This window comes from Leptolyngbya sp. DQ-M1 (genome assembly GCF_039962505.1).
Lineage (GTDB): Bacteria > Cyanobacteriota > Cyanobacteriia > Leptolyngbyales > Leptolyngbyaceae > Leptolyngbya.
On the sequence record NZ_JAMPLJ010000006.1, the window covers coordinates 26,845 to 53,516 of the forward strand.

General features: G+C 47.9%; 23 protein-coding genes. 6 read left to right on the forward strand and 17 right to left on the reverse strand.

Annotation, left to right across the window (positions count from 1 at the left end):
• Nucleotides 1-62 precede the first annotated feature (62 nt).
• Nucleotides 63-2,099 carry a response regulator gene (locus tag NC981_RS18275; RefSeq protein WP_348244259.1) on the forward strand — a complete coding sequence of 679 codons (2,037 nt, stop codon included), beginning with the start codon at nt 63-65 and terminating at the stop codon, nt 2,097-2,099.
• A 3-nt stretch (nt 2,100-2,102) separates the two neighbouring features.
• Here the strand turns inward: NC981_RS18275 and NC981_RS18280 are convergent, their stop codons facing one another.
• Entirely contained in the window at nt 2,103-3,089 is a 987-nt protein-coding gene (locus tag NC981_RS18280; RefSeq protein WP_348244260.1) for a GntR family transcriptional regulator, read from the reverse strand.
• Nucleotides 3,090-3,459: 370 nt separating this feature from the next.
• On the opposite strand from NC981_RS18280, the gene NC981_RS18285 reads away from it, so the two are divergent.
• The gene (locus NC981_RS18285) at nt 3,460-4,173 is read left to right on the forward strand and encodes a dienelactone hydrolase family protein (RefSeq protein ID WP_348244261.1); all 714 of its coding nucleotides are present in this window, start codon (nt 3,460-3,462) and stop codon (nt 4,171-4,173) included.
• A 50-nt stretch (nt 4,174-4,223) separates the two neighbouring features.
• A complete protein-coding gene (locus tag NC981_RS18290) occupies nt 4,224-5,111 on the forward strand; it encodes a S1 RNA-binding domain-containing protein (RefSeq protein ID WP_348244262.1) in 888 nt (295 codons plus the stop codon).
• A 69-nt stretch (nt 5,112-5,180) separates the two neighbouring features.
• Here NC981_RS18290 and NC981_RS18295 read toward each other — a convergent pair whose 3' ends face one another.
• The 6 genes from NC981_RS18295 to NC981_RS18320 all read right to left on the reverse strand — a co-directional run bounded on the left by NC981_RS18295 (nt 5,181) and on the right by NC981_RS18320 (nt 10,947).
• A complete protein-coding gene (locus NC981_RS18295; RefSeq protein WP_348244263.1) occupies nt 5,181-6,158 on the reverse strand; it encodes a 2OG-Fe(II) oxygenase in 978 nt (325 codons plus the stop codon).
• A 609-nt stretch (nt 6,159-6,767) separates the two neighbouring features.
• Nucleotides 6,768-7,847 carry an EcsC family protein gene (locus tag NC981_RS18300; protein WP_348244264.1) on the reverse strand — a complete coding sequence of 360 codons (1,080 nt, stop codon included), beginning with the start codon at nt 7,845-7,847 and terminating at the stop codon, nt 6,768-6,770.
• 124 nt (nt 7,848-7,971) lie between these two features.
• Nucleotides 7,972-8,493 carry a BON domain-containing protein gene (locus NC981_RS18305; protein WP_190378409.1) on the reverse strand — a complete coding sequence of 174 codons (522 nt, stop codon included), beginning with the start codon at nt 8,491-8,493 and terminating at the stop codon, nt 7,972-7,974.
• A gap of 59 nt (nt 8,494-8,552) precedes the next feature.
• Complete coding sequence (locus NC981_RS18310) at nt 8,553-9,659, reverse strand: DUF2382 domain-containing protein (protein ID WP_348244265.1); 1,107 nt, start codon at nt 9,657-9,659, stop codon at nt 8,553-8,555.
• Between the two features lie 300 nt (nt 9,660-9,959).
• Complete coding sequence (locus tag NC981_RS18315) at nt 9,960-10,472, reverse strand: hypothetical protein (protein ID WP_190378407.1); 513 nt, start codon at nt 10,470-10,472, stop codon at nt 9,960-9,962.
• 34 nt (nt 10,473-10,506) lie between these two features.
• Nucleotides 10,507-10,947: a hypothetical protein gene (locus NC981_RS18320; RefSeq protein ID WP_348244266.1), complete on the reverse strand. Its 441-nt coding sequence runs from the start codon at nt 10,945-10,947 to the stop codon at nt 10,507-10,509.
• Nucleotides 10,948-11,168: 221 nt separating this feature from the next.
• Between NC981_RS18320 and NC981_RS18325 the strand changes: the two genes are divergently transcribed.
• From NC981_RS18325 to NC981_RS18335, 3 genes are all read left to right on the forward strand, one after another.
• Nucleotides 11,169-11,678 (forward strand): hypothetical protein, encoded by a 510-nt coding sequence (locus tag NC981_RS18325; protein ID WP_348244267.1) that lies wholly within the window; start codon nt 11,169-11,171, stop codon nt 11,676-11,678.
• A gap of 161 nt (nt 11,679-11,839) precedes the next feature.
• Nucleotides 11,840-13,111 carry a hypothetical protein gene (locus tag NC981_RS18330; protein ID WP_348244268.1) on the forward strand — a complete coding sequence of 424 codons (1,272 nt, stop codon included), beginning with the start codon at nt 11,840-11,842 and terminating at the stop codon, nt 13,109-13,111.
• Nucleotides 13,112-13,207: 96 nt separating this feature from the next.
• The gene (locus NC981_RS18335; protein ID WP_348244269.1) at nt 13,208-13,900 is read left to right on the forward strand and encodes a ribonuclease; all 693 of its coding nucleotides are present in this window, start codon (nt 13,208-13,210) and stop codon (nt 13,898-13,900) included.
• An 86-nt stretch (nt 13,901-13,986) separates the two neighbouring features.
• Here the strand turns inward: NC981_RS18335 and NC981_RS18340 are convergent, their stop codons facing one another.
• From NC981_RS18340 to NC981_RS18385, 10 genes are all read right to left on the reverse strand, one after another.
• Entirely contained in the window at nt 13,987-14,256 is a 270-nt protein-coding gene (locus NC981_RS18340) for a YciI family protein (protein ID WP_190378403.1), read from the reverse strand.
• An 11-nt stretch (nt 14,257-14,267) separates the two neighbouring features.
• Nucleotides 14,268-16,700, reverse strand: coding sequence for a phenylalanine--tRNA ligase subunit beta (pheT, locus tag NC981_RS18345; RefSeq protein WP_348244270.1), 2,433 nt, complete (start codon nt 16,698-16,700; stop codon nt 14,268-14,270).
• 70 nt (nt 16,701-16,770) lie between these two features.
• Nucleotides 16,771-17,580, reverse strand: a complete 810-nt coding sequence (locus NC981_RS18350) for a prepilin peptidase (protein WP_348244498.1) — start codon at nt 17,578-17,580, stop codon at nt 16,771-16,773.
• A gap of 73 nt (nt 17,581-17,653) precedes the next feature.
• On the reverse strand, nt 17,654-17,902 hold the full coding sequence (locus NC981_RS18355; protein WP_190378401.1) for a hypothetical protein: 249 nt from the start codon (nt 17,900-17,902) through the stop codon (nt 17,654-17,656).
• Nucleotides 17,903-18,042: 140 nt separating this feature from the next.
• Nucleotides 18,043-19,533 carry an adenylate/guanylate cyclase domain-containing protein gene (locus NC981_RS18360; RefSeq protein ID WP_348244271.1) on the reverse strand — a complete coding sequence of 497 codons (1,491 nt, stop codon included), beginning with the start codon at nt 19,531-19,533 and terminating at the stop codon, nt 18,043-18,045.
• An 8-nt stretch (nt 19,534-19,541) separates the two neighbouring features.
• Entirely contained in the window at nt 19,542-20,522 is a 981-nt protein-coding gene (locus NC981_RS18365; RefSeq protein ID WP_348244272.1) for a chemotaxis response regulator protein-glutamate methylesterase, read from the reverse strand.
• Between the two features lie 3 nt (nt 20,523-20,525).
• Nucleotides 20,526-23,234, reverse strand: coding sequence for a hybrid sensor histidine kinase/response regulator (locus NC981_RS18370; protein ID WP_348244273.1), 2,709 nt, complete (start codon nt 23,232-23,234; stop codon nt 20,526-20,528).
• Nucleotides 23,231-23,893, reverse strand: coding sequence for a chemotaxis protein CheW (locus tag NC981_RS18375; protein ID WP_348244274.1), 663 nt, complete (start codon nt 23,891-23,893; stop codon nt 23,231-23,233). The genes NC981_RS18370 and NC981_RS18375 overlap by 4 nt, the downstream gene beginning before the upstream one ends.
• A gap of 4 nt (nt 23,894-23,897) precedes the next feature.
• Complete coding sequence (locus NC981_RS18380) at nt 23,898-25,496, reverse strand: methyl-accepting chemotaxis protein (RefSeq protein WP_348244275.1); 1,599 nt, start codon at nt 25,494-25,496, stop codon at nt 23,898-23,900.
• An 11-nt stretch (nt 25,497-25,507) separates the two neighbouring features.
• Nucleotides 25,508-26,671, reverse strand: coding sequence for a CheR family methyltransferase (locus NC981_RS18385; RefSeq protein ID WP_348244276.1), 1,164 nt, complete (start codon nt 26,669-26,671; stop codon nt 25,508-25,510).
• Nucleotide 26,672 lies beyond the last annotated feature (1 nt).

Consider the following 26,672-nt stretch of genomic DNA (forward strand, 5'->3'; position numbering starts at 1 on the left):
TTGCTTAAAATATCTCAACAGAGCCTACAATAAGAGCGAATTAAGAAGTGAGAACGGTGAGCGTGAAAAGAATCCTTGTGGTCGAAGACGAAAGCGTTGTCGCTTGGCACGTGCAGGAAGTATTGCAAACATTTGGATACCAGGTGATTGCGATCGCAACCAGTGCCCGTCAGGCAATCCAGATTGCCACCACCCAGCGCCCGGATTTGGTCTTGATGGATATTTGCTTGCAAGGAAAAAGCGACGGCGTTTCTGCGGCAGAATATCTCTATCTCAAGCTGAATCTTCCCGTTGTTTATCTCACGGCTCACGCAGACGAATACACGCTCAGACGTGCCACCGAAACCTCTCCGTTCGGCTACCTGATTAAACCGTTTCACGAAGCAGATTTGCACACCACGATTCAGGTTGCCCTGCGTCGTCACCAGATGGAAGCGGCTCTTAAGGATGTCCAGCAATGGTATGCTACCACCTTAGTTAGCATTGGGGATGCCACGCTCGCCACCGATGTCGATGGATTCATCACGTTCATGAATCCTGCTGCCGAGTTCTTCACAGGCTGGACGCAGGAGCAAGCCTTGGGAGAATTTGCAGGACGAGTACTGGATCTAATCGATGAAGAGACCGGAGCGCCCATCAACAACCCGATTCTGGCAGCTTTATGCCAGGGTGATACAATTACATTGCCCGCTCGTGCAGTTTTACGATCGCGCGACGGAACAAAGCGCCCTGTCGGTGACAGTGCCTCTCCAATTCGCAACCGAGATGGGGAGATTATTGGTGGCGTTATGGTGTTTCAGGATATGAGCGATCGCTGCCAGCGCGAGTCGAGTCTAGATGCCCAAAAGCAAATTCTGGAGACCACGCAATCGCTGTTGAGCGCTCAGCTAAAAGAGCGTACTGAACAGCTTCAATTTGCAATCGCGGTTGATCGACTCCGCCAGCGTATTTTCGATCAGTGCGATACCGATCGAACGGAATTTCTCCAGTGGATGCTGCAAGAAATTGGGCAAACGCTAAACCTTCACTACAGTTGGATTGCCTTTCACGACCCAGCCGCGGCGATTTCGACGATCGCAGCGGAGTTTAATGCTGAAGATGCGGAACCGAGATCGCTGCTGCGGCGCACGGTAGAAACTGCGAAATTCTCGTCGTTTTATTCGCGGCTGTTTCAGCGCCAGTGCTGGCTCTGTCCACCCCTAGAGACCCTACCGCCGATTTATCGCGCCCTGGCTCAAGTGATTGTCTGCCCCATTCAGGGAAAGCACGGCACGATCGGCGAATTCGGCATTATTCTGTCAGAGTACCCGCGCTGGAGCGAGTTTCAAGCCGAGGCGATCGGACAACTGGTCAGCCAAGCGATCCGAGCCTATCAATCTGCCCAGCAAAACCAGATTGCACAAGCGCAGATTGTGGAACTGAGGCAGCTCAAGGCGCTCCAGGATGAATTTATTGAGGCGCTGTCTCACGAACTGCGGACACCGCTAACAAATATGCGAATGGTGATCGAGCTAATGCAGCACGGGGTTGCTTCTCTGATCGATCCAGACGTTCCCAACCCTCATGTTCAACGGTTAGATCAATACTTGAACATTCTGCGGCAGGGGTGGCAAGAAAAATTCCGCTTAGTGAGCGATTTACTCGTGTTTCAAAATTCTTCAAGTTCTTCAGATGCGATACCCCTGACCGAAGTGCAAATTCATGATTGGCTAGCGCTCTTAATCGAGCGATTTTCGCGAGACACCACGATCGTAATTCAGCTTAAACAAACTCTAGACCCAGTTCCCAAACTGCTCGTTCACTTGCCCACCCTGGAAAAAGCGCTGAGTCAAATGCTCTTGTATCTCAATCAGTTGACTCCTGATTTACCGATTCAACTCCACACACAAATCGATCTTGAGCAGCAAACGTTTTGCCTCTCCGCCAATTGTGCTTTGAAGAGCGGCAACGAAATCGGGCTTCAGCAAGAACAAAATATTTCTAGCCTGAGATTGGCATTGCTGCGGCGATTTGCATTTGATTTAGGTGCAGATTTAATCGTGAACCAGCAATCGGAAATGACGGTTCTGAAGCTGGCTCTACCCATCAGAATTGCCTAATCCTTATTCCAAACCTAGCTCTCGTCTCAGTAGATTAATCGATTTGCCCACAATAAAGTTTTCGCAGCAGATGACTTGAGGCGGGCGAATGATGTCATCGCGAGAAGCTGAGATCGTTGCTTTTACGCTTGCACAACTTACCTGATCAAAGCAGAAAATCGTTTGTGCCGTTCTCACCATTGCATTGAGTTTATAGCGATCGTCTATCTGTGCGGTCATGACTAACAGGTCATCGCCGCGCAAGCTGTGGATAATCACCTCCGCTACGCCGACAGTGCCACCGCTCAGGCTGACAATGCCTAAACAAGTGCCTTTTGGCATGACTTTGACCAGCTTCAATTCCTGCTCAAAATCGTAGATATCGATCGGAATAACTCGCGCTGCTTTCGGAGACGCGATCGCTTCAGCTTGGGCGATAAAGTAACGACTGGTCACGACGGTACTCGATCGCGTTTGATCGAGCACTTGTCCAAGTTCTTCCATCGGCACAAGCTGCATCGGAATTGCCAGAGCGCGTTCCAGTTCTCGCATCAAAACTTCCCCGTTTGCCAAATCATGCTGGGGAGCCGTCACGAGAACTGAAGCGCTACACCGCAATCGCCAATCAATCTCTGCAAGAAATAATTCTCGCGCTTGTCCGAGTGAACAGCCTTGTTTGACCAGTTCATCCAAGCTAGATTGAATGATTTTGTGGGCTTGGGGATATTGTTCAAGCAGGGGAGACTTGATGTGTGCCCCTGTATCGTGCCCTTGATCGCGCACATAAATTCCAGACCCCGCTTGAGCATCGACCACGCCTGCATCTTCTAGTTGGCGATACACTTTGCTAATTGTGTTGCGGTGTAGTCCGGTTTGCATTGCCAGTTGTCGAGTGCTGGGTAAACGATGTCCGGGTGGAAATTGCCGCGATGCGATCGCAAATAAAATCTGGTTATACAGTTGAGTTGATGCCGGGATATCGCTATCTGGCTGAATATGAAATTGCACCATGCCCGTGCCCTCAAACCTCAATCATGGAATCTTACTGGAAAAATCTTTTAGTGGTTGTGCTTTTAATTAGCCCACAAACGTTGTCCTCATTTTAGAAGAGAGAGGCAATGAGTTGGGTACTTCTTCGGGGTTGCGATCGGTCGTACTGAAATCAGAACGCATTATTCCTCAATCACTTCCGCTTCTATAAACTCAACTTTATCTGCTTGACATCAATTCTGCTGACCCTGATAGAGACAGTATAGCCTGCGATATTTTGATCGCTCTTTTGAATTTGTCGCGGTAGTTAAAGTTAGAACGGTCTATTTTCGTCGCTCTGGAGCTGCGTTTTTCGTTCAGAATACAGAGTGTTGGGTTGTGAGACGCGATCGTGAATTCCTCCTGGATCAAACTTTCAACTGGTTCGCTTGATATTGATGCCTACATCAGCGAACCGGATGTTTCCGCATCGTCTGCCATTATTGTGATTCAAGAAATCTTCGGGGTGAATTCGCATATTCAAGCAGTGACAAAGCGATTGGCGCAAGCGGGCTACTTGGCGATCGCGCCCGCGATTTTTCAGCGAACTGCACCCGGATTTGAGGTGGAATATAGCGAGGAAGGCACCAAGCTTGGGCGATTTCACAAGGATCAAACGACAGCGGATCAATTGCTGAGCGATTTGAGCGCGACGATCGCGTTTCTGCAAACCAAAGGCTTTAACGAAGTGGGCACGATCGGGTTTTGCTTCGGTGGGCACGTTGCCTATCTGGCAGCAACGTTGCCCGAAGTCAAGGTGACCGCTTCCTTCTATGGTGCGGGAATTGCGACAATGACACCGGGCGGGGGAGAACCAACGATCGCTCGAACGCCAGAAATTAAAGGAACGCTGTATGCTTTTTTCGGTACACAAGATCCACTGATCCCGATCGACCAAATCGACCAAATTGAAGCCGCGCTGAAAGAGCATCACGTTGATCATCGCGTCTTTCGCTATCCCGCAGGACATGGATTCTTTTGCGATCAGCGATCGGACTACAATTCAACTGCGGCGGCGGATGCTTGGGAACAAGTTAAGACGTTATTTTCGAGACTAAGGCACTAGAATTAGAAAGCCAGTTAAGTGGCGATCGTATTTTTCAGGAATCAGTAGAAATGCCAGATCGATCGACTAATGCTTCCTTTTCGATGGAAGATTTCGCTAAAGCTCTAGAGCAGCACGATTACGAGTTTCAAAAGGGGAAACGAGTGACGGGTAAAGCGTTTAGCTATGAAAGCGATGGTGCTTTAGTCGATATCGGAGGAAAATCTCCGGCGTTTTTGCCGACCGAAGAAGCGAGTGTGCGACGGGTGACGGATGTGTCAGTAGTGCTGCCGTTGGATGAGGAGCGAGAATTCGTCATTGTGCGCGAACAGGATGCCGATGGGCGCGTGACCATTTCTCTGCGTCAGCTTGAACTTCAGAAAGTTTGGGAACAGCTTGCGGATTTGCAGGCAACCAATCAGAGTTTACAGGTTCGGGTGACTGGCTCAAATAAAGGGGGTGTTACCGTTGATGTGCAAGGATTACGAGGCTTTATTCCACGATCGCACTTAGTCGAGCGCGAAAATCTCGATGCGCTGAAAGGGCAGACACTATCTGCGACGTTTTTGGAACTGGATCGCGATCGCAACAAAATCGTTTTGTCAAATCGTCTGGCAGCACGAGCGGCAAACTTCAGCCAGTTAGAAGTGGGTCAACTGGTCGAAGCAACGATTACCAGTCTCAAGCCGTTTGGTGCGTTTGCCGAATTTGATGGCACAACGGGTCTACTTCACATCAATCAAATTAGTAAGAACTACATCGAATCCCTTCCCTCGCTGCTGCAAGTCGGACAGGTGATTAAAGCGATGATTGTCGATTTGGATGAAGGGCGAGGACGAATTTCGCTTTCGACTCGTGTGTTCGAGAATTATCCGGGAGAAGCGATCGAGGACTTTGCCAAACTGATGGACGAAGCCGAATCGCGGCAGGAACGCGCTCGGAAAAATCTGCTGGGTTAAGGATAAAGAGGGCGATCGGGCTTGGACTAGAGCGATCGCCCGTCTAAGCAGCATTAAAGCCTCAAAGTTCTAGGGCTTTGAGCCATCTCGCAAAGTTTCTTGATTGTTGTATCGCTTCCAATATTCGATCAATCGATAGTCTGGCTTCTGGAACAAGTTCCACCTGCTAGATTTGAGCAACTTCTGATACTTTTTCGGAGAAACTATCTTTAATGCTGCTGCGGCTGTGCGTAAATATAGCGATCGTAGTCCGGTCTTTTGTAAAAATCTAGCAGCCGCTTCATTGCGATTGATTGCAGTATCAATCAAAAGGATCGGAAAGCGCGTGAGTGCTACATATTTCCAAAACTGTAGCTTCTCTCCAGGAGCAGCAAAGAACTCTGTATCGTGAATGTGTGTATGGCGCTCTTCGGGCGCAGGAAGTTCGGTGTAGTAGTAAAAATTGATTGCCTTACGAGTCATCCCCGCTGGCAAAGTGACATCAGAAACACTGTGAAAAGCATATCTTGTATTTTCAAAGACAACGCAGCGATTGAATAATGGCTCGATCACCACGTTTTGCTTGATTTTCCTATCCCATAAGTTCAGTTCGCCGCCATACCCAGGTTGCCATCCTCGATTGAAGTAAGTGAGCAGGGTGAGACGACGGTAGAAGTGGGTGTTTAAGTGACGATTGCGATCGCGGTGGATTTTATGTACGCCCCCCTTTTTCGCGGTTAAAAATCCGGCACCCTGATAGAGCGGATCGCAGAATAAGGGTTGCTCTACCCCAAAAACTTCTTGCATATACTTCCTGAATTCTGGAGATTCAAGCAGCTTGAACAAGCTTCTTGAGCTTGCGCGTTGAACGATCGTTTGGTGGCGGGGATTGAGGTGCCAACCGTCTAGCAATCCATAATCTGGGGAGTGACGTGGCATTTCCTCTGGCTTCGGAAAGTTCCGCTCGATTTGGTGAGCCAAGTCATCGTCTAGAAAGTTATCGATGATGATGTAGGGAAAAGGGTCACGAACGACTTGGATGTTGTTTAGCGTGTGAGTCAATGTCATAGCACTTCGTCAGGAAATGTACGTGTACGAAATGGTAGAAGTCCATCTGAGATGGCGGGAGCGATCCTTGCTTACAATTCTGCGCTCCAAGTTTGGGCATAGTTTGGGCATAAGTTCAATCCAGACAGTAGAGAGTAGACCCGCTGTATATATGAGGGATCGCTCTGTCTGATACTCCTACTTTCAAATTCTTCGATCGCATCCCTGCAGCCCTGAGCAAGCCTATCTCTATGAGTAAGCAACACAACCTTGATGCGGTTCAATGTATAAGAATTAATCTAACAGTGCAAGGTTTAACGCCAGCCTAAAGCGATCTCTAGCGTTATCTTTTTCTTACTGTAAATTCTTTGTAAAGAAGACCGAAATTCAACGGAGTAGATTGCCAAATCGCATCGTCCTGAATTATAAAAGCAAGATCAAGCTAAAACAGTTCGGTAGTAGTATTTTAGGTAGCGAAAAAATAATGAAATACAGTTGTGAATAGCGCGAGAGCAGGGTAGTGCTTCACCCTATTTCAAAAATTTCCCGTAATAAGAGTGTTATTACGGGAAATTATTTGTAAGCAATGCAGTGAGAATACGTAAATCGATTTACGTATTCTCACTGCCATTAAGTAGCAAGTCCTACTTCGTTTAAAGGCTGGGCGTTGCATCGCTGCTCGATCACACTTAACACCTCCGCTTCTTGGGAAGAAATACCGTCTTTGCTTTCGGCAATACGACGACACTGAGCAAGCAAAGGTGCAGCAAAATCGCAGTCTAACTGATCAAGTAATGCGCCGAGCGGTTGAGGCGATCGTAAGTTTGTCTCGATTGTTTTAAGCGAAGAAGGTTCTAGCTGTAGGGTCTTCAAGTCTGGAAGAATTGACTCCCAGGTTTTTCCTGGATAGCTAGCAAGCAGCATCTGTGCAAGAACTTGATCCATGATGGCTTGCTGATTGATGGCTAGATTGAGATAGTTTTCGCTCTGCTGATGAATGCGTTGGAGTATTTCAGTCTCGGGTTCATTGTTTGCCAGCTTTGCTTCATAAAACCGGCTGGCAGCATAGCCCAATGAGTAAAGAATCGTCGCATTGGTGCTAGCTCCGATCGCGGCTCCCGCAAACGGCACATTTCGCAAGAATCTTAAGCCTGCCTTTAAAGCATTGCTTCCACCCAGCGCTAAACCAAAAATTGCTAATACTTCTCCTTTGCGCTCCGGCTCCCGCAGATTCAATCCGTAAGCGGCTGCAATCTCATACACTAATGCAGTTTGTAGTGCCGTGGTTGCAGCGAGATCGAGCGCTAACAATGCTGTTGCAAACCCTGGAAGGATACTTGTGACAAAACCTGTGCTTCCAGCTTGTACTGCTTTTTTGACAATTAAACGATGTGCAATCTGCGCCGCAGTTTCATCGGGAAATTGGCGTTGAAGTTTTTTCGCTGCTTCCTCGGCTTTTTCGAGGTCAACTTGATTGCTAATTCCAATCAGCCATTCTAGCTTCAGAACACCTGCAAACCGTCTGACAATGGGATTTCGCAGGAGTGGAAAGTTCCCGACAAAATCTAAGACATGACCTGCGCGTCTGCTTAAACGCCCGATCCAACCGATCGAGCCTTGGGCGATCGTTCTTCCGAAGTCGAATACGTTTGCAGCGCTGCTTTTGCGGGTGCTTAAAGAATTGTGGGTGGGTTTGCTAGAGGGTGCCATCGATTTAGATTGCGGAACTTTAATTAACAATGATGACTGCTGTAAAGGGCAATTCCATCATTCTTAGTGAACAACCTTGAACAGCCCAGAGTATTAGAAACACTGGGCTGCTGACTAAAAGCGTTTAGTTTTTATTAGTCGTATGATCCTGCGTTATGTTTTTGCTATCAGGATTTGGAGCATCTGGCTTTGCTGCTTGCTTGGTTTTAACTTTGAGTTCAACGGCTTTGACCCCGTTAATCTGCCTAGCTAAAGTGCCGATTTTACCGAGTTGGCTTTGATCCACAACTGTACCGCTCACTGTAACCTTTCCATCTTTCGCATCTACTGCTAATGCACTGTTTGGCAGATTGGCTTCGAGCTTCGATCGCACTTCGCTCGCAAGGTCACTATCATCCCTTACATTTGGATCGCCGATCGCTTGATTGCGCTGCTCCCGCGATCGAATATCGGAATTCAGTTGCTTTCTGCGAGTTTCGTCAGTCGCATCATTCTGACTCGCTTGTGCAGCAGGTTTGTCTACGTTTTGACTGTCTGGCGCTGTTGTGGTGGTATCAGGTGCTTCACTACTCGTTTTTGCAGGGCCGCAAGCTGCGGTACTAATAGCCAACAGACCACTGAGGAAAAGAAGAGTAACTTTTTTCATGACTTTACAAAATAATTGGCTAAGGAGCGAGAGCATTCTTTCCCGCTCCTGATGTTGATTTAACGTTGGTCTAGATCACGATCGACGATCGCTTCGCCTTCGGTGTGGACATCGATTTCTTCACGACGCAGGGTTTCTTCGACGGCAAGAGTTTCTTGAACCACTTCCTTGCGAACAACCACTTCCTCACGCACAAAGGCTTCCTTCTGAATTTCGGGAGTTTCTTCGTACACTTCTACGTGAATTTCTGCGTTACTAAAAGCATCGCTTCCTGCCACCGCTTCTGTGTTGGTCGGAGTGATCCGCTCGATCACAACCCGCTCTTTCTCGATCGGAACCGAGACTTGACGAGTTTCGGTTTCAATATGCTTACCAATCGCGACTTCTCCGGTCTTATTGCGATCTTTGTCTACAATCAAGCGTTCTTCGTACAAGCGAACCGCTTCATCATCGGTTGCAGGAGTGCGATCGACAATGGGTGTTGCAGGCGTTTCCATTCTGGTGGGAGCGACGACCGGAGCCGTTGTCTCAACTCGCTTTTGGGTTGCGACCGGGGCATCGGTCAAGGCGGCACTGCTTTCGAGCGGCATCATTGCGGGCGTAACAGCAGCCTGATGAGTATTCGTGGGCTGATCATAAACTGCCCAGTCGTGCAGTCCATTTTGGTGATTGAGGATTGTTTCAGCACGTCGGATTTCTTCGTCTGTGCCATCCACAACCACAAGATAGTCGCCTTGCTGAACGCGATCGTTGTAGATCTTAGCTTCACGTTCAGGAATTCCGAGTCCAACTAAGCCACCAAGCAATCCACCCGATGCTGCACCGATCGCGGTTCCTGCGGCTGCGGTTGCCAGCGTGGTTGCGGCTGCACCCGCCAACATAATCGGGCCTACGCCCGGAATCGCCAGAGTTCCTAAGCCGACGAGCAAGCCTGTTAAGCCACCCAATGCGCCGCCAGATACGGCTCCAACACCTGCGCCTTTGTCCGCTTTGTTGCCCATGCGCTTGGTTGTCTCTGCGCCTGCAATGTTCTTGTCGTGATCTGCATCACGAGCAATCACAGAAACGTGATCCATATTAAATCCTGAAGCCTTCAGCTCATGCAGCGCGTTTTCTGCATCTCGGCGATTAGAGAAGATTCCAACTGCTCTTTTGTGGTTGCTCATAGGGGTGCTTTGATGACCTAAAACCATAATATTTAAATTCCAAAATGAGATTGATTAATGAACAGGTTCGTACAGATTCAATTAACACTAACTTGCACAGCAAACTCATCAGCTAAAGGAGACATTGATTAATAGAAAATCTATCCACCTTTAGAGAGATAACGATCTTCAATCAGTCGCGAAGTGGGGAGTAGAGTGCCGTTTCCTTTTCAACATCCCTACTCCCTACTCTTTTTAGCGCTCATTTTTAGCGCTCACACCTCAACCAGAATCGTTATAGATTCGGGGATCGAATTGGGATTAGCGATGACCGAACCATTTCGCTGCGATCGCACCGAGGGCTGCTCCTACCATTGGGTTACTCAGAAACTTCACCAACGCAGGCTGATCTGCCAACACTTCTTGGAAAATATCGGGATGGTTGTGGTACGCAAAACTCGCTAGCTTACTCACATCATCCGCGCTCATCCGGCTAGGATGGTGGGTCGAAAGACCCAGCTGATGTTCTAAATCGCGATCGTGAATACCGCGTTTTTTCAGATGGCTGAAGAACTCACGCGCAACATCATCGCGCTCGTTCGGTTGAATTTGCGCGATCGCTTTTTGCAATTCGGGTTCCATTTGCTGAGTGGGGACTCGATCGGGATGGAAAGACCGTTGGAACAATTGATGGCGCTGATCGCGGGTTGTTCTTTGAGCAAAATCATCAAAGTTTTGATAGTCCTGCGAACTGTCTGTATCTCCCAGGCTTTCTTTGTTTCCGCCTGCTAAGTCTTGCATCACCTGACGCTTGTATGCATCACTACTTGTCATTGTTTTATCTCCTAAGTCAAATCACAATTAATTACTAACCAGCTTGATACTGGATCTGCTTCGATTGCTCATCATATTGAGCAGTCAGAATCAGCTTTTTATCAGGCGCATAAACTAAAACTGTTAAATCTTGATTCGGAAAATTCTTGTGGAAGCCTTGAGCCAGCGATCGAGCTAAGTCTCTCACTTCGTTGGGTCGAACTTGAGGCGAAATCACTACCCCTAGCTTGTTGTTGTCCCGCACATAAGCATCCTTGATCAAGCCTTTACTGGCACTGATCACCCAGGTACCAAAGTCTTGACCCGCAGACGAATTGCCATAGGCAAGTTGTCCATAGCTACTGGTGCGATCGCTTTGCGCTTGAGCGGGGGGTTGTTTTGCCGTTGCTGTCCCACCACATGCGGTTGTTAGTGTTAACAGAAGAACGAGCGCGATCGCGGTTAAAAATCTACGCCCTTGTTGAAAAAAACTCACATTTACCTCCTTCTTTTCTTAAGTAATCGGAGTGCTTTTACTTAAGAGTAAAGAGGTTGCGCGATCGCAATTCACCAGTCTGTGGTGTGATCCCCAAATGCGTCTAACGAAGCCCTAAGATAGACACGATAGACAGATGATGCTTTGATGACGGATTCCTACGCTGAACATCAGTACACTCGTTTCGATGTTGTACTCAATAGGAATGATTGGATATTAATATGAATTCATTAAAGCTAAATTCTGATGAGTGCTCTGCTTTTGGTCAGCTTGTGTTGCAGTATTTAGAGGAAAATCCGCAGACGAATATGAGCCAGCTTGCAAGAGAGGTAAATATTTCGCGGGCGGGATTTGGGTGGATTTGCCTCAAGCAAAGCAACCCCGACGAAGAAACAGCAACTAAAGTAGCTCGATTAATCGGTGCAAATATAACCGAGGTGTCACGACTGGTGCATGAAAACAAGCTAGAGAAATTGGCACAGCGCCATCAGCTTGTCTATGCAACTCGATTCAGCAAAGATGGGTTTCACGCTGCGATTCCGCTTGAAGATGCGATCGCTGGATTGAATGCTCTGTTTCAAGCCTTTCACACGGTAACGCAGAGTATTCCAGAGCCTGAAAAACCGACTGATTTCCAGATTTATAAACAAGCTTATGAGATTATCAAACGAGATTTTTTAAGCCGAAAAATTTCAAGAAAGCACTACGATTCCCATCAGGATCGAAATTAAATTTGGGCGATCGCACTTTTCTGAATCTTAGGCAAGTTAGAAACCTGTCACATTGCCGATCCTCTTTGGTCTGCATCTCCTTTTAGATAGAGAAAGCACAACGGGGATGTGTTCTAACCACTTCACCTGAATAATCCCCGATTCAGGCGATGAGACAGATTATGTTGAGAAGATTTCAGCGATCGCTACAACAATTTTTTAGGCGGACTCGATCGATCAACAAACAACCACTGAATGCAGTGAGTTTGATTGTGATCATTTTGATCGATATCTTCATTTTAGTTAATGTATTTACGGGTCTGAATGATATTAGTAATTGGACAATCAGCCCGAATGAGGCTTATCCCTGCTATTCGGAGTGGCGCGACTATCGAACTTCTACCGCACAAAACAAAGATTTCGAGAGAGTTCGTAGCGCCGTGGTGAATAACTCTCCTGAGATATTGCCAGGAGAAACATCGCCGCGATCGCTGGGATTTCAGGAGCGATATCAGCAAGCGAATCAGGGAAGATTAGGAAGTGTTTCACCGACTTGTCTAGCGTTTGGAGGACTGAAAGACAAGGTTGATAATCCTACAAACCAGAAGCTTGTTAAAACGATCGACCAAAAACAAAACAGCATTGGCAATCTGGAGAATTCTAATCGCACCATTCGCGCTCAATACGATTCGACGCTGCTGGAAAAGATTGCAGGACAAGATCGTGACCAATCGATTAATAATGTGGGTGCCGAGAAAGCTAAAGCACAACTCGATCAAAACAATCAGCAGATTGCTCAACTGAGAGGAGAGATTGCCAAGCTTAGAACGGAATTAGTCACAAAACCTGAAAGCGTTGAGTTTTTTAATTTTCTTAGAAATGATGGAGCGTTCTCTGAGGTTGAGCGGGGATATAAACAAGCATCCTTCTGGTATCCCAGCATTCAGCTCGCCTTTCAAGCCTTGTTCCTTGTGCCTCTGTTGATTGGTGCAGGATTGGTCTACCGGTTTGCGGAGCGGAGACGCTATGGACTGGTTGCACTGATTAGCTGGCATTTGCTGATCATCTTCTTTATCCCGCTGATTCTGAAAATCTTTGAATTTCTGCAAGTTGGTGCATTATTCAAGTTTTTGTTCGATATCATCAGCGCGATTTTTGGTGGATTGCTGTTTCTGGTGAGCTATGCCTATATTTTGCTCATTCCGATCGCAGGATTTGCCCTGATCAAGCTCTTCCAAAAGATTGCCGTTCGGACTAAACTCCCGCCTTCTGCATTAGTGCAACAGTCTCGCTGTCTTAACTGTACGAGAACCTTGAAGCACAATGAAAACTACTGTCCGCACTGTGGCTATCATCAAAATTTAGAGTGCCACAACTGCCACCAGCCAACTTACAAGCACTTACCCTACTGTCGCAACTGTGGAACAGAGCAAGATTTGAGTCGATCGGACTAAGGCTTTAACCTACAATAATCTCGGTTTGCTTCTCAAGCTCCGAAATTCAGATTGCTCTAATTGATTCTACAAGGACTCTTTGTGTTCAGAAAAGCGATGTTCAAAAAAGCCATTATTCCAACTCTACTGCTGGCTGGAATTTGCGCCCTTCCAGGGATTTCAGAAGCACGTCCTTCTCGTCCCAAACCTGCTCAGCAAACTCGGAATGTTCCAGGACAATTCGATTATTATGTGATGGCGCTTTCTTGGTCGCCGGATTACTGTGCAACGAATGGCAACCGCGATCCTCAACAATGCGGCGCAGGACGGCAATTAGGCTTTGTCCTGCATGGGTTGTGGCCCCAGTACGATCGCGGCTATCCACAAAACTGCACTACCGAAGCATTTAACCCAAGAATGCAGCAACAGTTTCCGGGTCTTTATCCCAGTTCAAAGCTATACAGTCACGAATGGGAAAAGCATGGAACTTGTTCAGGTCTATCTCAAGTGCAATACCACCAATTGTCAAAAACGTTCAAAGAGAGTGTTACGATTCCCGATCGCTATGTCCGCCCAACTCAACCATTTCGTGTGACTTTGACGCAGTTTAAACAGGATTTTGTCAGGGCTAATCCTGGTTTTACAGCAAACAGTGTTGCTCCGAGTTGTTCGGGGTCAGGACGGTTTTTACAAGAAACGCTGGTGTGCTACTCGAAAGATGGCAAGCCTGGGACTTGTAGTGAAGAAGTGTTACGACGATCGCGAAGAAGTTGTGGTCAAGCGAACTTTTTAGTGCGGAGTGTTCGGTAAGAATTACAGATATACAGTTTTGCTGCGTTGCAAGTAGTTTGCAACGCAGCAAAAAAGTCGAACGGTAACTTTTAAGCGACGATCGCTTAAATCGCCTGAATCCATTCTTTAATGTCGTATTCCGTCCAGATTTGGTTTTGCCAATACGGATCAGACTCAATCAAATCACGCACGATCGCTTCATTCTCAGCCTCGTAAATCCCAAACACTTTAGTTACATCTTTGGTCGGGCCGATCGTAATCAAAATTCCATCTTCTTTTTGTTTGGCGAGTCCATCTAAATGAGCTTGGCGATATGGTGCTCTTTTTTCTAGCACATCTTCGCAATAGCTCCCCCAAACCACGTATTTAGGCACAATCTCACTCCTTAGCTTCTCAGTTCTACGCGGAATTTCTCGGTTAATGCTTCACGCACTTTCTGATGAACCGGATCGACATCTTCATCTTTCAAGGTGCGATCGTCCGCTCGATACACCAGCCGGAAGGCAAGGCTTCTTTGACCCGCCGGAACCCGATCACCTATGTACTCATCAAACAGTTCCACGGATTCGAGCAGCTTACCGCCTGCTTTGACGATCGTGCGCTCTAAATCGCTCACCGCAACGTCACGCGCTGCGAAGAACGCAATATCGCGATCGGAAGCGGGATAAGTTGAGAACGGCTTGAAGATCGAAACCATTGCTTCGTCCGTCTCAAGCTGTTGAATCACGACATCGAGATTAAGCTGGAACACATACACTTCATCCGGTAATCCGCGCTCTTGACGCAGTTGGGGATGGAGTTGCCCAAAGGTTCCTAAGCGTTCACCTTTCACCCACAATGAAGCAGTACGTCCCGGATGCAGTCGAGCATCACGACGATCGGGCTGGTATTCCACGGTTAAACCAACACGATCGAAGACGCTATCTAAAACGCCTTTTGCTTCAAACCAGGTCATCGGCTGGTCTTTACCCCCACGTACCCACTTACCCTGAGCCGGATCGCCGCCGAGAATGCCCGCGATCGCTTCAGATTCGATCAGTTCTTCTTCTTGAGCAAAGATGTGACCCACCTCAAACCCGTTCAAGGCTCCATTGCCTTGCTCTAAGTTGTATTGGAATGCCTCGATCAAGCCATTGATCAAATCAGTTCTCAGGGCAGAGTATTCCGTAAACAGCGGATTTGCCAGAACAACCTGACGTTCTTCTCCAGGTTTACCCAAGGAATAGTGCATCACTTCGGTTAAACCTGCGGCTCGGAATGCTTCGCGAACTTTGCGCTTAATCACCTGATCGATCGACAAATACCCTAGCTCAGTCTTATCCGGCAAAGTATCTGTGAACTTGTTGTATCCATAAAGCCGCGCAATTTCTTCGATCAAATCGATCTCGCGCTCTAAGTCCCGATAGCGATAAGGCGGAACAGTCACAATCCAGGTTTCTGAACCGTTCGACTGCAACTCACAGCCCAAAGCCGTTAAGGTGCGTTCGATATCACTCGCTTGGAGTTCGCCTAAATCCTCATCGAGTTCGACCATACCTAACACTTCGCGAACGCGCTCTAAGCGAAGCTCGATCGTTCTCGTTAAAGTACCTTGTCGATGGTCGATCGTGCTTTGCGCTGTGACCGTTCCGCCTGCCGTTTCGAGAATGAGTTCGATCGCTCGACGGCAAGCGGTTTCCAGTCCTGCCCAGTTGACCCCGCGCTCATACCGCGCCGATGCTTCAGTTCTCAAGCCTTGCGATCGTGCCGATTTACGAATTGCCGCAGAATCAAAAATCGCCGCTTCGAGCAGTACATTCTGAGTCGTATCGCTGACTTCTGTTTCTTCTCCGCCAAACACCCCTGCTAACATCGTCGGCTTGTCGTTCACTGTGATTAACAAGGCTTGCTCTTGCAGTTTGCGGTCTTGACCATCGAGTGTTTTCACCGATTCGCCCGATCGTGCAAATCGCACACCCATTTCGATTTGATCACTTCCAGCGACTTGAATCAAACGATCGAGATCAAACGCATGAAGCGGTTGACCCCATTCGAGCATGATGTAATTGGTCACATCGACAATGTTGTTGATCGATCGTACTCCTGATGCTAACAATCGACGCTGCAACCACAACGGCGACGGTGCAATCTTGACGTTCTCGATCATCGTTCCGATGTAGGTCGGGCAAGCTTGAGCATCGCTGATGTTGATTGACAAAGAGCGATTTTGCTCGACTTGCGGTGCGGCAGGTTGCGGGAGTCGCAGCGTTCCGCCTGTTAACGCTGCGACTTCTCGCGCAATGCCCACTAGACTAAGCGCATCAGCCCGATTTGCGGTCGAAGTCAAGTCTAAAATGGCATCATCTAATCCAAGCAGCGGACGCACATCCATTCCCGGCTGCAACGCGCCCGTCACAGTCTCATCAAAGATGTGAATACCTTCTGATTCTTTAGTCAGACCCAGTTCCGACAAAGAACAAATCATCCCTTTGGATTCCACGCCTCTGAGCTTGGCAGGCTTAATTTTTAGATCAACATTCGGTAAGTAAGTTCCAAGCGTTGCCACTGCCACAAAAATATCGGCTCGGACATTTGCCGCACCGCAAACGATTTGAGAGGGACTTTCACCGCCAATATCGACTGTGCAAACACTCAAGCGATCGGCATTCGGATGCTGTTCTCGCGTCAGCACTTTCCCAACGACGACTCCATCTGCCCAAGTGCGTCGATCTTCTATGTCTTCGACCTCAAACCCCGCCATCGTCAGCTTTTCCGCCAACGCCTCCGGGGTCATTGAAATATCTATCAGTTCCCGCAGCCAATTGAGAGAGATACGCATCCGTTGCCTTTAAATTCACGCTAATCAAGCCTCATTTTACCGCTCTTGTTGATCCTGCTGTCCGGAGAAATCAGAGGGCAAATAATTGCAGGTAGCTCGATAGCATCGCTTGACCATAAAACAAGCTCAAACCCGCCCCCAGTGCTAGAAACGGGCCAAACGGCATCGCTTGACGACGCGACAATCGCCCCAATTTTAGCGCGGCAATTCCCACGATCGCCCCCGTCAAACACGCCAAAAATCCCCCGATCAGCATCAACTGCCAGCCCAGCCACGCGCCGATCATCGCCATTAGCTTCGAGTCCCCGGCTCCCATGGCTGTTTGTCCCAGAATCATCGAAGCGACGATCGCAATGAGATCCAATAGCCAAATTCCGACGATCGCGCCGATTACAGCCGTAATGAATCCCCCAATTGCGCCGACGATGCCGCCGCTTAAAAAGCCAACGATCGTGCTGAACACCAACCCCAACACTAATCCCGATTGCGTCAATGGATTTGGTAACGTCATCGTATCGAGATCAATCATCGCCAGTGCAAGCAGCCAACTGAGAAATGTCCAGTATCCAAGCGTTTGGATCGAGATGCCGAAAATCCAGAACACGATGACAAATAAAATGCCCGTGATCGCTTCGATGAGCGGGTAGCGGGGTGCGATCGAGCTTTTACAATGAGCGCATTTTCCTTTCAGGCGTAGCCAACCGAACACAGGAATATTCTCGCGTTTTCGCAGGCGAGTGAGGCAGTGGGGACAGCGCGACGGCGGATAAATCAGCGAGAGTCCCGCAGGCAAGCGGTAGATTACGACATTCAGAAAGCTCCCGATCGAGGCACCCACAAAAAACACCAAAACCAGAGCTGGGACAGCAAGAAGATCCATACATTCAGCAAGCATCAGGGCAGACTTCATTTAACTCGATCGAGCTGAAATTCGTGCCCTTCTCTTGTGATTTTTACTCGATTAATTCAAACGGCACAAAACATTCTTGAGGTAGTAAAACTGGCTTGCCCGAAAAAATGATTTTGCCGCGATGCGTAATTCGATTAATCGCCACGCCCAACGGACGATCGATCTCAGGATGGACGGCAAAATAGGTTTCATAAATCAGCCGCGCCGACTGAATTAGAGTCGGATCAAGATAAGTTGTAAAGTCATTTTCATTCACGTCGTTTCCAGTCTCAACTTTCGCTAAAACGTTCATTATTCAAACTTGTCCATATACAGATTGACTGTATCCTATGTCAAAATTCACCATTGGTACAAAAAATCAGTGAAATTTGTTGAAAAGGAACTCTGCATATGCACAGAGTAGGATATTGCACAGATTACTTTTCATCAAATTTACTTTTCATCAAATGTCCAAGTGTCTGTCCAGTCTTTGAGAACTCCTCGATCGAGCAATTCCGTTACCCGATCAACATAAAGTTGTGCCGTGTAATCGTTAGGATTTGCCTTTAGAACCTCTTCAAAATGGCATTTTGCTTGATCGAACTTCGCTTCTCGGTAACACTCAATCCCCTGATCAAATAGGGGCTGAGTTTGCCGCTTCAGCAACCGATTTTCTTCTGTCTCTGCATCTAAAATTTCATACACGGTGATTGGTTCGTTGCGTCCTTTGACGATCGCTCGATCGAGAAAGCGAATTTGATATTGCCCCGGATTACTCAAATACTCCAAGGTTTGTCCAGAGATTAACATCGAAACTCCATAGTATTTGGTCAGTCCTTCCAGTCGAGAGGTGAGGTTGACGGTATCCGAAAACGCATCGCCTTGAATCCGATTCGTTTCCCCAACCATGCCCAACATCATGTGTCCCACATGAATTCCGATGCCAACTTGAACCGGCAAATCTCCCCGTGCCATTCGCTCGACATTGTATTCTTGTACCCGAAGCTGTTTCGCGACTCCAGCCGCCACCGCATCGTCTGCTCCTTCTGGAAACACTGCCATCATGCCATCACCGAGAAATTTGACAATAATGCCATAGTGATTGCGAATTTCTGGACTGACACGCTTGAGATAAGCATTGACAAAGTTAAAATTATCCTGCGGCGACATCGATTCTGAAATCGTCGTGAACGATCGAATGTCACTAAACATCACTGCCATTGTTTTACTGACATAATCGCCCAACTGCACTTCGGTGACAGACTCTTTGCGGAGAAATCGTAGATACTCAGACGGAAAGAATCGGGCAAAGGATTCATTCAGCCGCTTGAGTTCTTCCTGGCGAGTGTTAACCGTGCCGACCATTTGAACAAACACACGCGATAGCTGCCCAAGTTCATCATCGCGATCGCTGACTTCGCCTAAATCTTCGGGCTTAAAGGTATGTTCTTCAACCGAGACGGCTGCTTTGGTGAGCTTATTCACTTGCTCAATGTACTGTGCTTGACGCAGGTTCTCATCGCGCAGTTGGGCTTCGGCTTCTTGGCGCTTGCGGAGGTTATTGTAGGCTCTGGAGTGATAGCGAATCCGGGCAATCAGTTCAACCCGATCGGGCAACTTCACTAAATAATCGTTTGCACCCAGTTCAAAAGCTTGAGCCTTGATCAGGGGTTCTTCTTTGCTAGATAGAACAATCAGGGGCACATCCGCAGTCGGGGCATCTTGCGATCGCAAAAATCGCACCACCAATAATCCATCCATTTGAGGCATCACTAGATCCTGCAAAATCACAGTAGGATTGCATTGTGCTGCGGCTTTCAGCGCATAAAGTGGATTGTTGCAGTAGTGGAAGGCAATATCTGCTTCAGGAGCCAGCATCTTTTGGATGGCTTCGCTAATGATCGCTTGATCGTCAATGAGTAGAACTGTGATGGGATCGCTCATACTCATGATCAATGGAAACGGTGCAGTAAGGCAGTAGCGATCGCGTCAGGGTTGAGCACATCCACAGCCGCATTTAGCTCGATCGCGGCTTTGGGCATTCCATAGACCACACAGCTTTCCCCAGCTTGAGCGATCGTGTACCAGCCTCGCTGACGCAATGTTCTCAATCCTTCTGCTCCATCCCGCCCCATACCTGTGAGTAAAATAGCAGCACCTTGATCTTTTCCATATTGTGCCACGCTTTTGAAGAAGACATCGACGGACGGACGGTAAGGATAATCGGTTGGATAGGGCGTATAAGCTAAGGTTCCGTTCGATTGCAAACAGAGATGATCATTGCTACAAGCAAATAAGACTTTACCTTTTGTGGGTCGATCGCCGCTCATGGCTTTGCTGACAGGGAGCGCGGTTTGTTGATCTAACCAATCAATCATTCCCATCGCAAACTGCACATCAACGTGCTGCACAATCACGATCGCAGCGCTAAAATCGGGTGGCAATTGAGCAAGAATTGTGACAATGGCTTTTGGCCCGCCTGTTGAAGCCCCAATGACGACTAAGGGCGATCGTGACTGGATGGGAGTAAACTCAGTCTTTCCAATCAGTTTGCCAATGGTTTTGATCTTTGACAGCAGTAACCGTGCATCTTCGGGCGTTCCTGAACTGCTGAGAATAGGTGTATTGACAGCATCGAGTGCGCCATGTCCCATTGCTTCAAACACTTTTGCAGAACTATGCTCCACATCTGCTGTCACTACCAGAATGGCACAGGGCGATCGCTGCATGATTTGCCGCGTCGCTTCGATGCCGTCCATTTCTGGCATAAACAGATCCATTAAAATCAAATCGGGTTGATCCTGAGCGCATTTTTGTACCGCTTCTGCACCGGTGTAGGCAATCCAAGCAACCTGATGTTGAGGAGCCTGCATTAACACTCGTCGCAGCGCTTCCACGGCTAAGCTCATATCATTGACGATCGCAATTCTCATAGCTTACTGCCCGATCAAGTCAACGACTGCCTGAATCAAAGAGTCATCCTGAAAGCTATTTTTAGTTAAATAATAATCCGCTCCCGCTTCGAGTCCTTGCAGTCGATCAGATTCTCGATCGCGATAAGACACCACAATCACTGGAGTCGATCGTAGATGCGGGCTAGCTTTAACTTGCTGAATTAGCTCGATTCCGTTCATTCTAGGCATATCAATATCTGTAATCACTAAATCATAAGTCTGATTGCGAACTGCATTCCAACCTTCCATTCCATCGATCGCGACATCGACTTGATAGCCTTGTTTTTCCAGCAGCTTGCGTTCGACTTCACGCACCGTAATCGAGTCATCCACGACCAGAATTCGCTTTTTCGGCTCTGTGGTTTCAGTGTGGCGCGGAGCAGTGAGTCGCCCCGCATCGAGCAATGTGTTGATCGACCGCACCAAGTCCGAAACATCCACAATCAGAATTAATGAGCCATCCGTCATTAACGCTGCGGCGCTGATATCTTGAACTTTTCCTAGACGCGGATCGAGCGGACGCACGACTAACTCTCGCTCTCCTAACGTGCGATCGACAATTAATCCATACTGTGCGGATTGGTAGCTCAAAATCACCACGCAAAGAGAATCAGGCAGTGCAGGCGCGTGGGGTAAATCAAACACTTGAGCCAGAGAGATTAAACCGATGTTTTGCTCGTTGAACGTAAAGTACGGCTGGTTTTCGACCAGGGAGATTTCCGCACGATCGAGGCGGAGGACACGATCGATGCGCGAGAGAGGAAATGCATATTGTTCGCTAGAAACCTCGACCAGTAAGGTTCGGACTACAGAAAGCGTCAGCGGTAACTGAAAGTGAAAGCTCGTTCCGGTTCCCGGTGAAACGATGGCGCGGACAGTACCGCCGACTTCCTGCGCCATCGCTTTTGCAATATCTAGTCCAACACCGCGTCCAGAAAGTTCTGTGACTTTTTTAGACAGCGAAAACCCAGGGAGAAAAAGAAATTCCATCAGTTCTGTATGGGTCATGCGACGGGCCACTTCTGGAGGTGCAAGCCGACGGCGAATTACCTGTTGCCGTACCTGATTTGGATCAATCCCCCGACCATCATCGGAGACTGTAATGACGAGCATTCCACCCCGATGGAACGCTTCAAGCTGAATGGTGCCTTCGGGAGATTTTCCGGCACTGATGCGCTCTTCGGGAGGCTCTATGCCATGATCTAGAGCATTTCTTAAAAGATGAGTCAAGGGTGCTTCGAGTTTGGTGAGAATATCGCGATCGACGGCTGTGTTTTCGCCGAGAATTGAGAGTTTGACTTGTTTTCCAAGCTGTCGCGCTAGGTCTCGCACCATGCGAGGAAAGCTTTGCACTCCATCGGAAAACGGGCGCATCTGGGATTGAATGACTTCCCGGTAAAGCTGATCGCTGAGGTTATCTGTGCGGCGAATGTATTCACCGAGTTCAGCAATGCGATCGCTCAATAAATTCCGACATTCTCGCTCTTGTTGGCGTAATTGGTCGAATGCTTCAATTTCGTGAGACTGTTGAAGTTCTTCTAGCATTTTAGACAGGGCTAACTGTCTTGAGCGAATCTGCATCAATGACTCGGCAAAGGGTTGAAGCCAGTAAGCTTCGACCATTGATTCTCCGGCAAGTCCAACAATTCGATTGAGATTATCGGCGCTGACTCGTAGGACGCGATCGAGCTGGGCAGTGTTTTCAGGTTCAGGGGGATCGGGTTGGGGAGTGGGGAGTGGGGAGTGGGGAGTGGGAGTGGGAGTGGGGAGTGGGGCTAGGATAGGTTCGGATTGATCTAGCGACAGCGATCGGTGGATTGTTTCTAGTTCAGAGCGGTGATGAGAGAACCATTGCTGGACATCTTGCGTTTGGCTAATGGATTGAATTAAATCCACACCTCGAAACAAAGCATCGATCTGGGCAGCATTTAAGCTGAGGGTTTGTTTTTGAGCAGCGACGAAACAATCTTCCATCTGATGAGCTAACTCGACTGCAGCATCTAGACCCACAATGCGGGCGGCTCCTTTGATCGAGTGGGCAGCTCTCATCAAGGCTTCGAGTTCTTGGAGTGAATTTGGAGTCGCTTCGATCGCAACTAACCCACGATTAAGAATTGCAGTTTGAGCCTCGACTTCTTGCCGAAACAATGCCATCAATTCTGGATCACTCTGCATTAAGTTCTGAGCGGGTGCAGGTGGGGCTGTTTCTTTAATAACTTCGATTTGTTCTTGTGCAGGAGAAGCGATCGACTTGGGTTGTTCCGGCTGAAATGAAGTAACTTCAAATTGAGGGGGTCGATCGACGTGGTAGCTATCATCGATCAAAGTTTGCGTTTTCGCTAAATCCTCAGCGTGATTGAACAACCATTGTTTTGAGTTTGCCGGATCGAGCTGACCCATCTGGAGCAATAAAGTACAGCCATGCAGCAATGACTCAATCTTGTCAGGGGTGAGAGAAAGCTGACCAGCATGAGCCGCAGTGAGACAAGACTGAATGACCTCTGCTAAATGAGTTGCAGCATCGAACTCAATCAAATGAGCAACGCCCACGATCGTCCGAATCGATTGCAACGCCTTCTCAATTTCATGAATTAGATCGGGTTGTTGTTGGAGAGCAGTCAGGGATTGTTTTAAGCGATCGACTTGAGTTTGGGTTTCTTGCCGAAACAGATCGCGCATTGAATAGCTCATAGCAATCTCCGATCGAGCGTATCAATCAGCAATTCTGCATTCAGATAGTTCACCTTTTGATCGTTACAGATCACAATGCCCTGGGTATAGGCTGCATTTGTCTTTGTGATCACAACGGGTGGAGCTTGAATCTGGCGCAGCGGATAACGATGAATGCCATGCACTTGATCAACCGGAAACACCCATTTCCGCTGAGACGTGCCGACAATCAGCATTCGATCGTCATCCGAAGACGCAGCAGCTTCTAGATTGAGAAACTCTCGCAAGGATGCACAGAGCAGAACTTCACCCCGAACATTGGTTAATCCCAGAAATAACCGATCGCTCCGCCGAGGCAGCTTATGAATTCGAGTCGGACGAATCACTTCTTGCAGCGATCGGATTGAAATCGCAAACTGCTCCTGTCCCAGTCGAAACAGAATCAACGACAGCATTTCTTCCGTTGATCGATCGCTTAAAGCTGATCCGCGCTCAGCAATGCTCGTCGTCCATTCCTGAACATAATCGATCGGCACGTCACGTTCGAGCAGAAGCCGTCCGGACTCCGAATACACAGAGCAATTGTGGCAATGCGTCACCTGCGCCAGTCGCTCACAAGTCTGATTGCCTTCTACGCCAATTCGATTCCAGCAATCATTGATATCCTCGATCGTGATCATGGCTTTACACCTTGAACTGCGAAATCTCACGCTGTAAGCCTCTCGTTGCATCATCAAGCTGCCTCAGAGCGTGGTTGGTTTCTTGAATCGACTGGACGGTTTGTTGTGAAGCATCGCGTAACTGAGCGATCGCAGTGCTAATCTGCTCGGCTCCTCGATATTGTTCATCCATACTTCGGTTGACGGTGACAAATTGCGGCGTGAGTCCCTGAACTTCTGTGATAAAGCTTGCAATTTGCTCACTCACATTGCCAACTTCTTCGACGTATTGCTTCACTTCATTGCGGAATTTATCAACCTCAATCACACCACTGGACACAGAGGACTGCATTTCTTTCACCATCTGTTCAATTTCCAGCGTTGCCACTGCGGATTGGTCAGCGAGACGACGAATTTCACGCGCCACGACTGCAAATCCGGCTCCGTATTCTCCAGCTTTCTCAGCTTCGATCGCAGCATTAAGCGATAGCAAGTTAGTTTGATCCGCAACCTTTGTGATTGTGGTGACGACTGTATTGATATTGTTTGCCTTTTCGTCCATCACTTTCAGCTTTGAGGAGATCGAATTCGTGGCGTAAGCTAATCGCTGCATTGCGGATTGAATCTTGTCCAGATTCGTTTGACTATTGGATGCAGCATTGGTCGTTTCTTGTGCAGTTTTTACAACCTCATCCATCGACTTTACTAAGCCTCCAGCCGTCATCGCAATCTGTCGCGCTGTTGCATTCACTTCGTTCATTGACGCAAACTGCTCGTTGACCGTAGCTTCGAGTTGTTTTCCGGCGGCTGCAATCTGCGTGGTTGAGGTGCTGATTTGAATGCCCGATCGCTGAGCTTGCGAGATTAATTTATTCAAGCTTTTGATCATGTTTTGAAACGCATTCAGCAGTTGTCCGACTTCGGTTCGGTCTTTGGTGTCATCTAGGGAGTAAGCAAGGTTTCCGTCTGCGATCGCTTCTGCGGCATTCACGACTTTGGGAAGCTGCTGTCTTAAAGGCAGACTATTCAACAAGCCAACAATCAGGGTTAAAATGAGTGCGAGCAGCGTTCCAACAATAATTAATCTCAGCAAAAAACCTTGAGAGTCGCCAGCAGAAGCTTGAATCTGAGCAAGTTCGTTTTCAAGCTCACTCACAATTCGATTGCGCCGTGCTTGTAAGTCTGTAATTCTAGTGCGTAAAAGCTGTGTTCTTGCTTGAGGCAGATTGTTCTGACCCACTAAGCGAAAAACATTTTGGAAGGTTTCATCGGACTGCTCGATCAGTTGCGACAATTCATTCGCTGCCCCTCTCACTCTGGGATTGTCGGCAGTTTGTAGCTGTTGAGCTTTTTCGATCGCTTGGCTGCGCCCGTCGTTGTAAACTCTCGTAGAGTTTGCTCGTTGTTCTGGAAAGATATAGTATCCCCGAGCGGCCGCGACCATTCGATTGATGCCATCCACTAGGGCATCGGTATTTCTAATATTTTGCTCGGCTCTTTGGGCTTGGGCTTGGAGTTGAAAGGTGCGAGTAGAGGTACGATAGACGATCGCGCTTAAGATGATCAGAAAAATTAGCGGGATTGAGTATCCCAGTAGAATTCGATTGGTGATTTTGTTCAGCATAAACGTAATAACTATAAATTGAGAAGCCGTTGTACTCTTGCTTTTAGGCGGGTTGCTGTTGCGAGATCTCCTTGTTGTTCTTTTAAGACTGCTAATTCAATCAAAGCATCATAGAAGTTAGGGTTAAGATAGATTGCTTTTTGAAAGGCTTGTTCTGCGGGTTGAATTTGATTGAGTTCTTGATAGATTTTACCGAGCAATAAGTAGGCGTTCGCGTTCGTGCGATCGAGCGCAAGATGGGCTTTACAAAGCTGTGCGGCTTCGGTCAGTTGTCCGCGATCGACCAGTTGTTTAGCTTGCTCTAGTTTGGAAAGTGAGACTGCGGGAGTAGGCTTTGGTTTTGGCGGTGCAGCAATGGGTGCTTTAATAGACGCTTTTTGAGGTGCGGCTGGGGGCGGTTTAATTTTCTGATAAGCAAATGCGACAGGATGAGCCACAGGCTGATACTGTCGCGATGAAATCTGTAAGGTTTCTGCGGAGCCAACAAATAGTAAGCCAGAGAAACTGAGAGCTTGATCTAGCGTGTTGATTACCTGCGATCGTGCAGGTTGATCTAGATAAATCAGCAGGTTTCGACAGAAAATAACTTGATATTCATGCCTCAGTAAACTGTTCGGTTCTAAAAGATTTTTCCGCATGAATTGAACTGTCTCGCGAATGTGCGATCGCACCTGATATCGGTCTTCAACGGTTTGAAAATATGCAGGATTAATTGATGTTTCTCCCCGGAATGCTCGCTTAGTATAAGTAGCTCTTTTCGCTTTTTCCAGAGCAACTTGACTAATATCGATCGCGTCAATCCGAAACTGAGCGCTGCTTAGTCCTGCTTCGAGCAGAGTTATCGCGATCGAATAAGGTTCTTCCCCAGTTGAGCAAGGTGCCGATAAAACGCGCAAGGTAGAATTTGGATTCCACTCAGTTTTGATCCAATGTTTTAAGCACACAAAAGGTTCACGATCGCGAAAGAACCAAGTCTCAGGGACGACAACCGTTTCAATCAGTGCATCGAGTTCTTCAGATGAATGCTTCAGGCGATCGTAGTAATCTTTCAAGGTCGGAAGACCGCAACACAAACGGCGCTGATTGATCGCATAAGCGATCGAATTTGAGCCGATACTGTTTGCATCTAATCCGATCTTCTGTCTTAACATTGCTTCAATGGTTGTTTGTAGCATT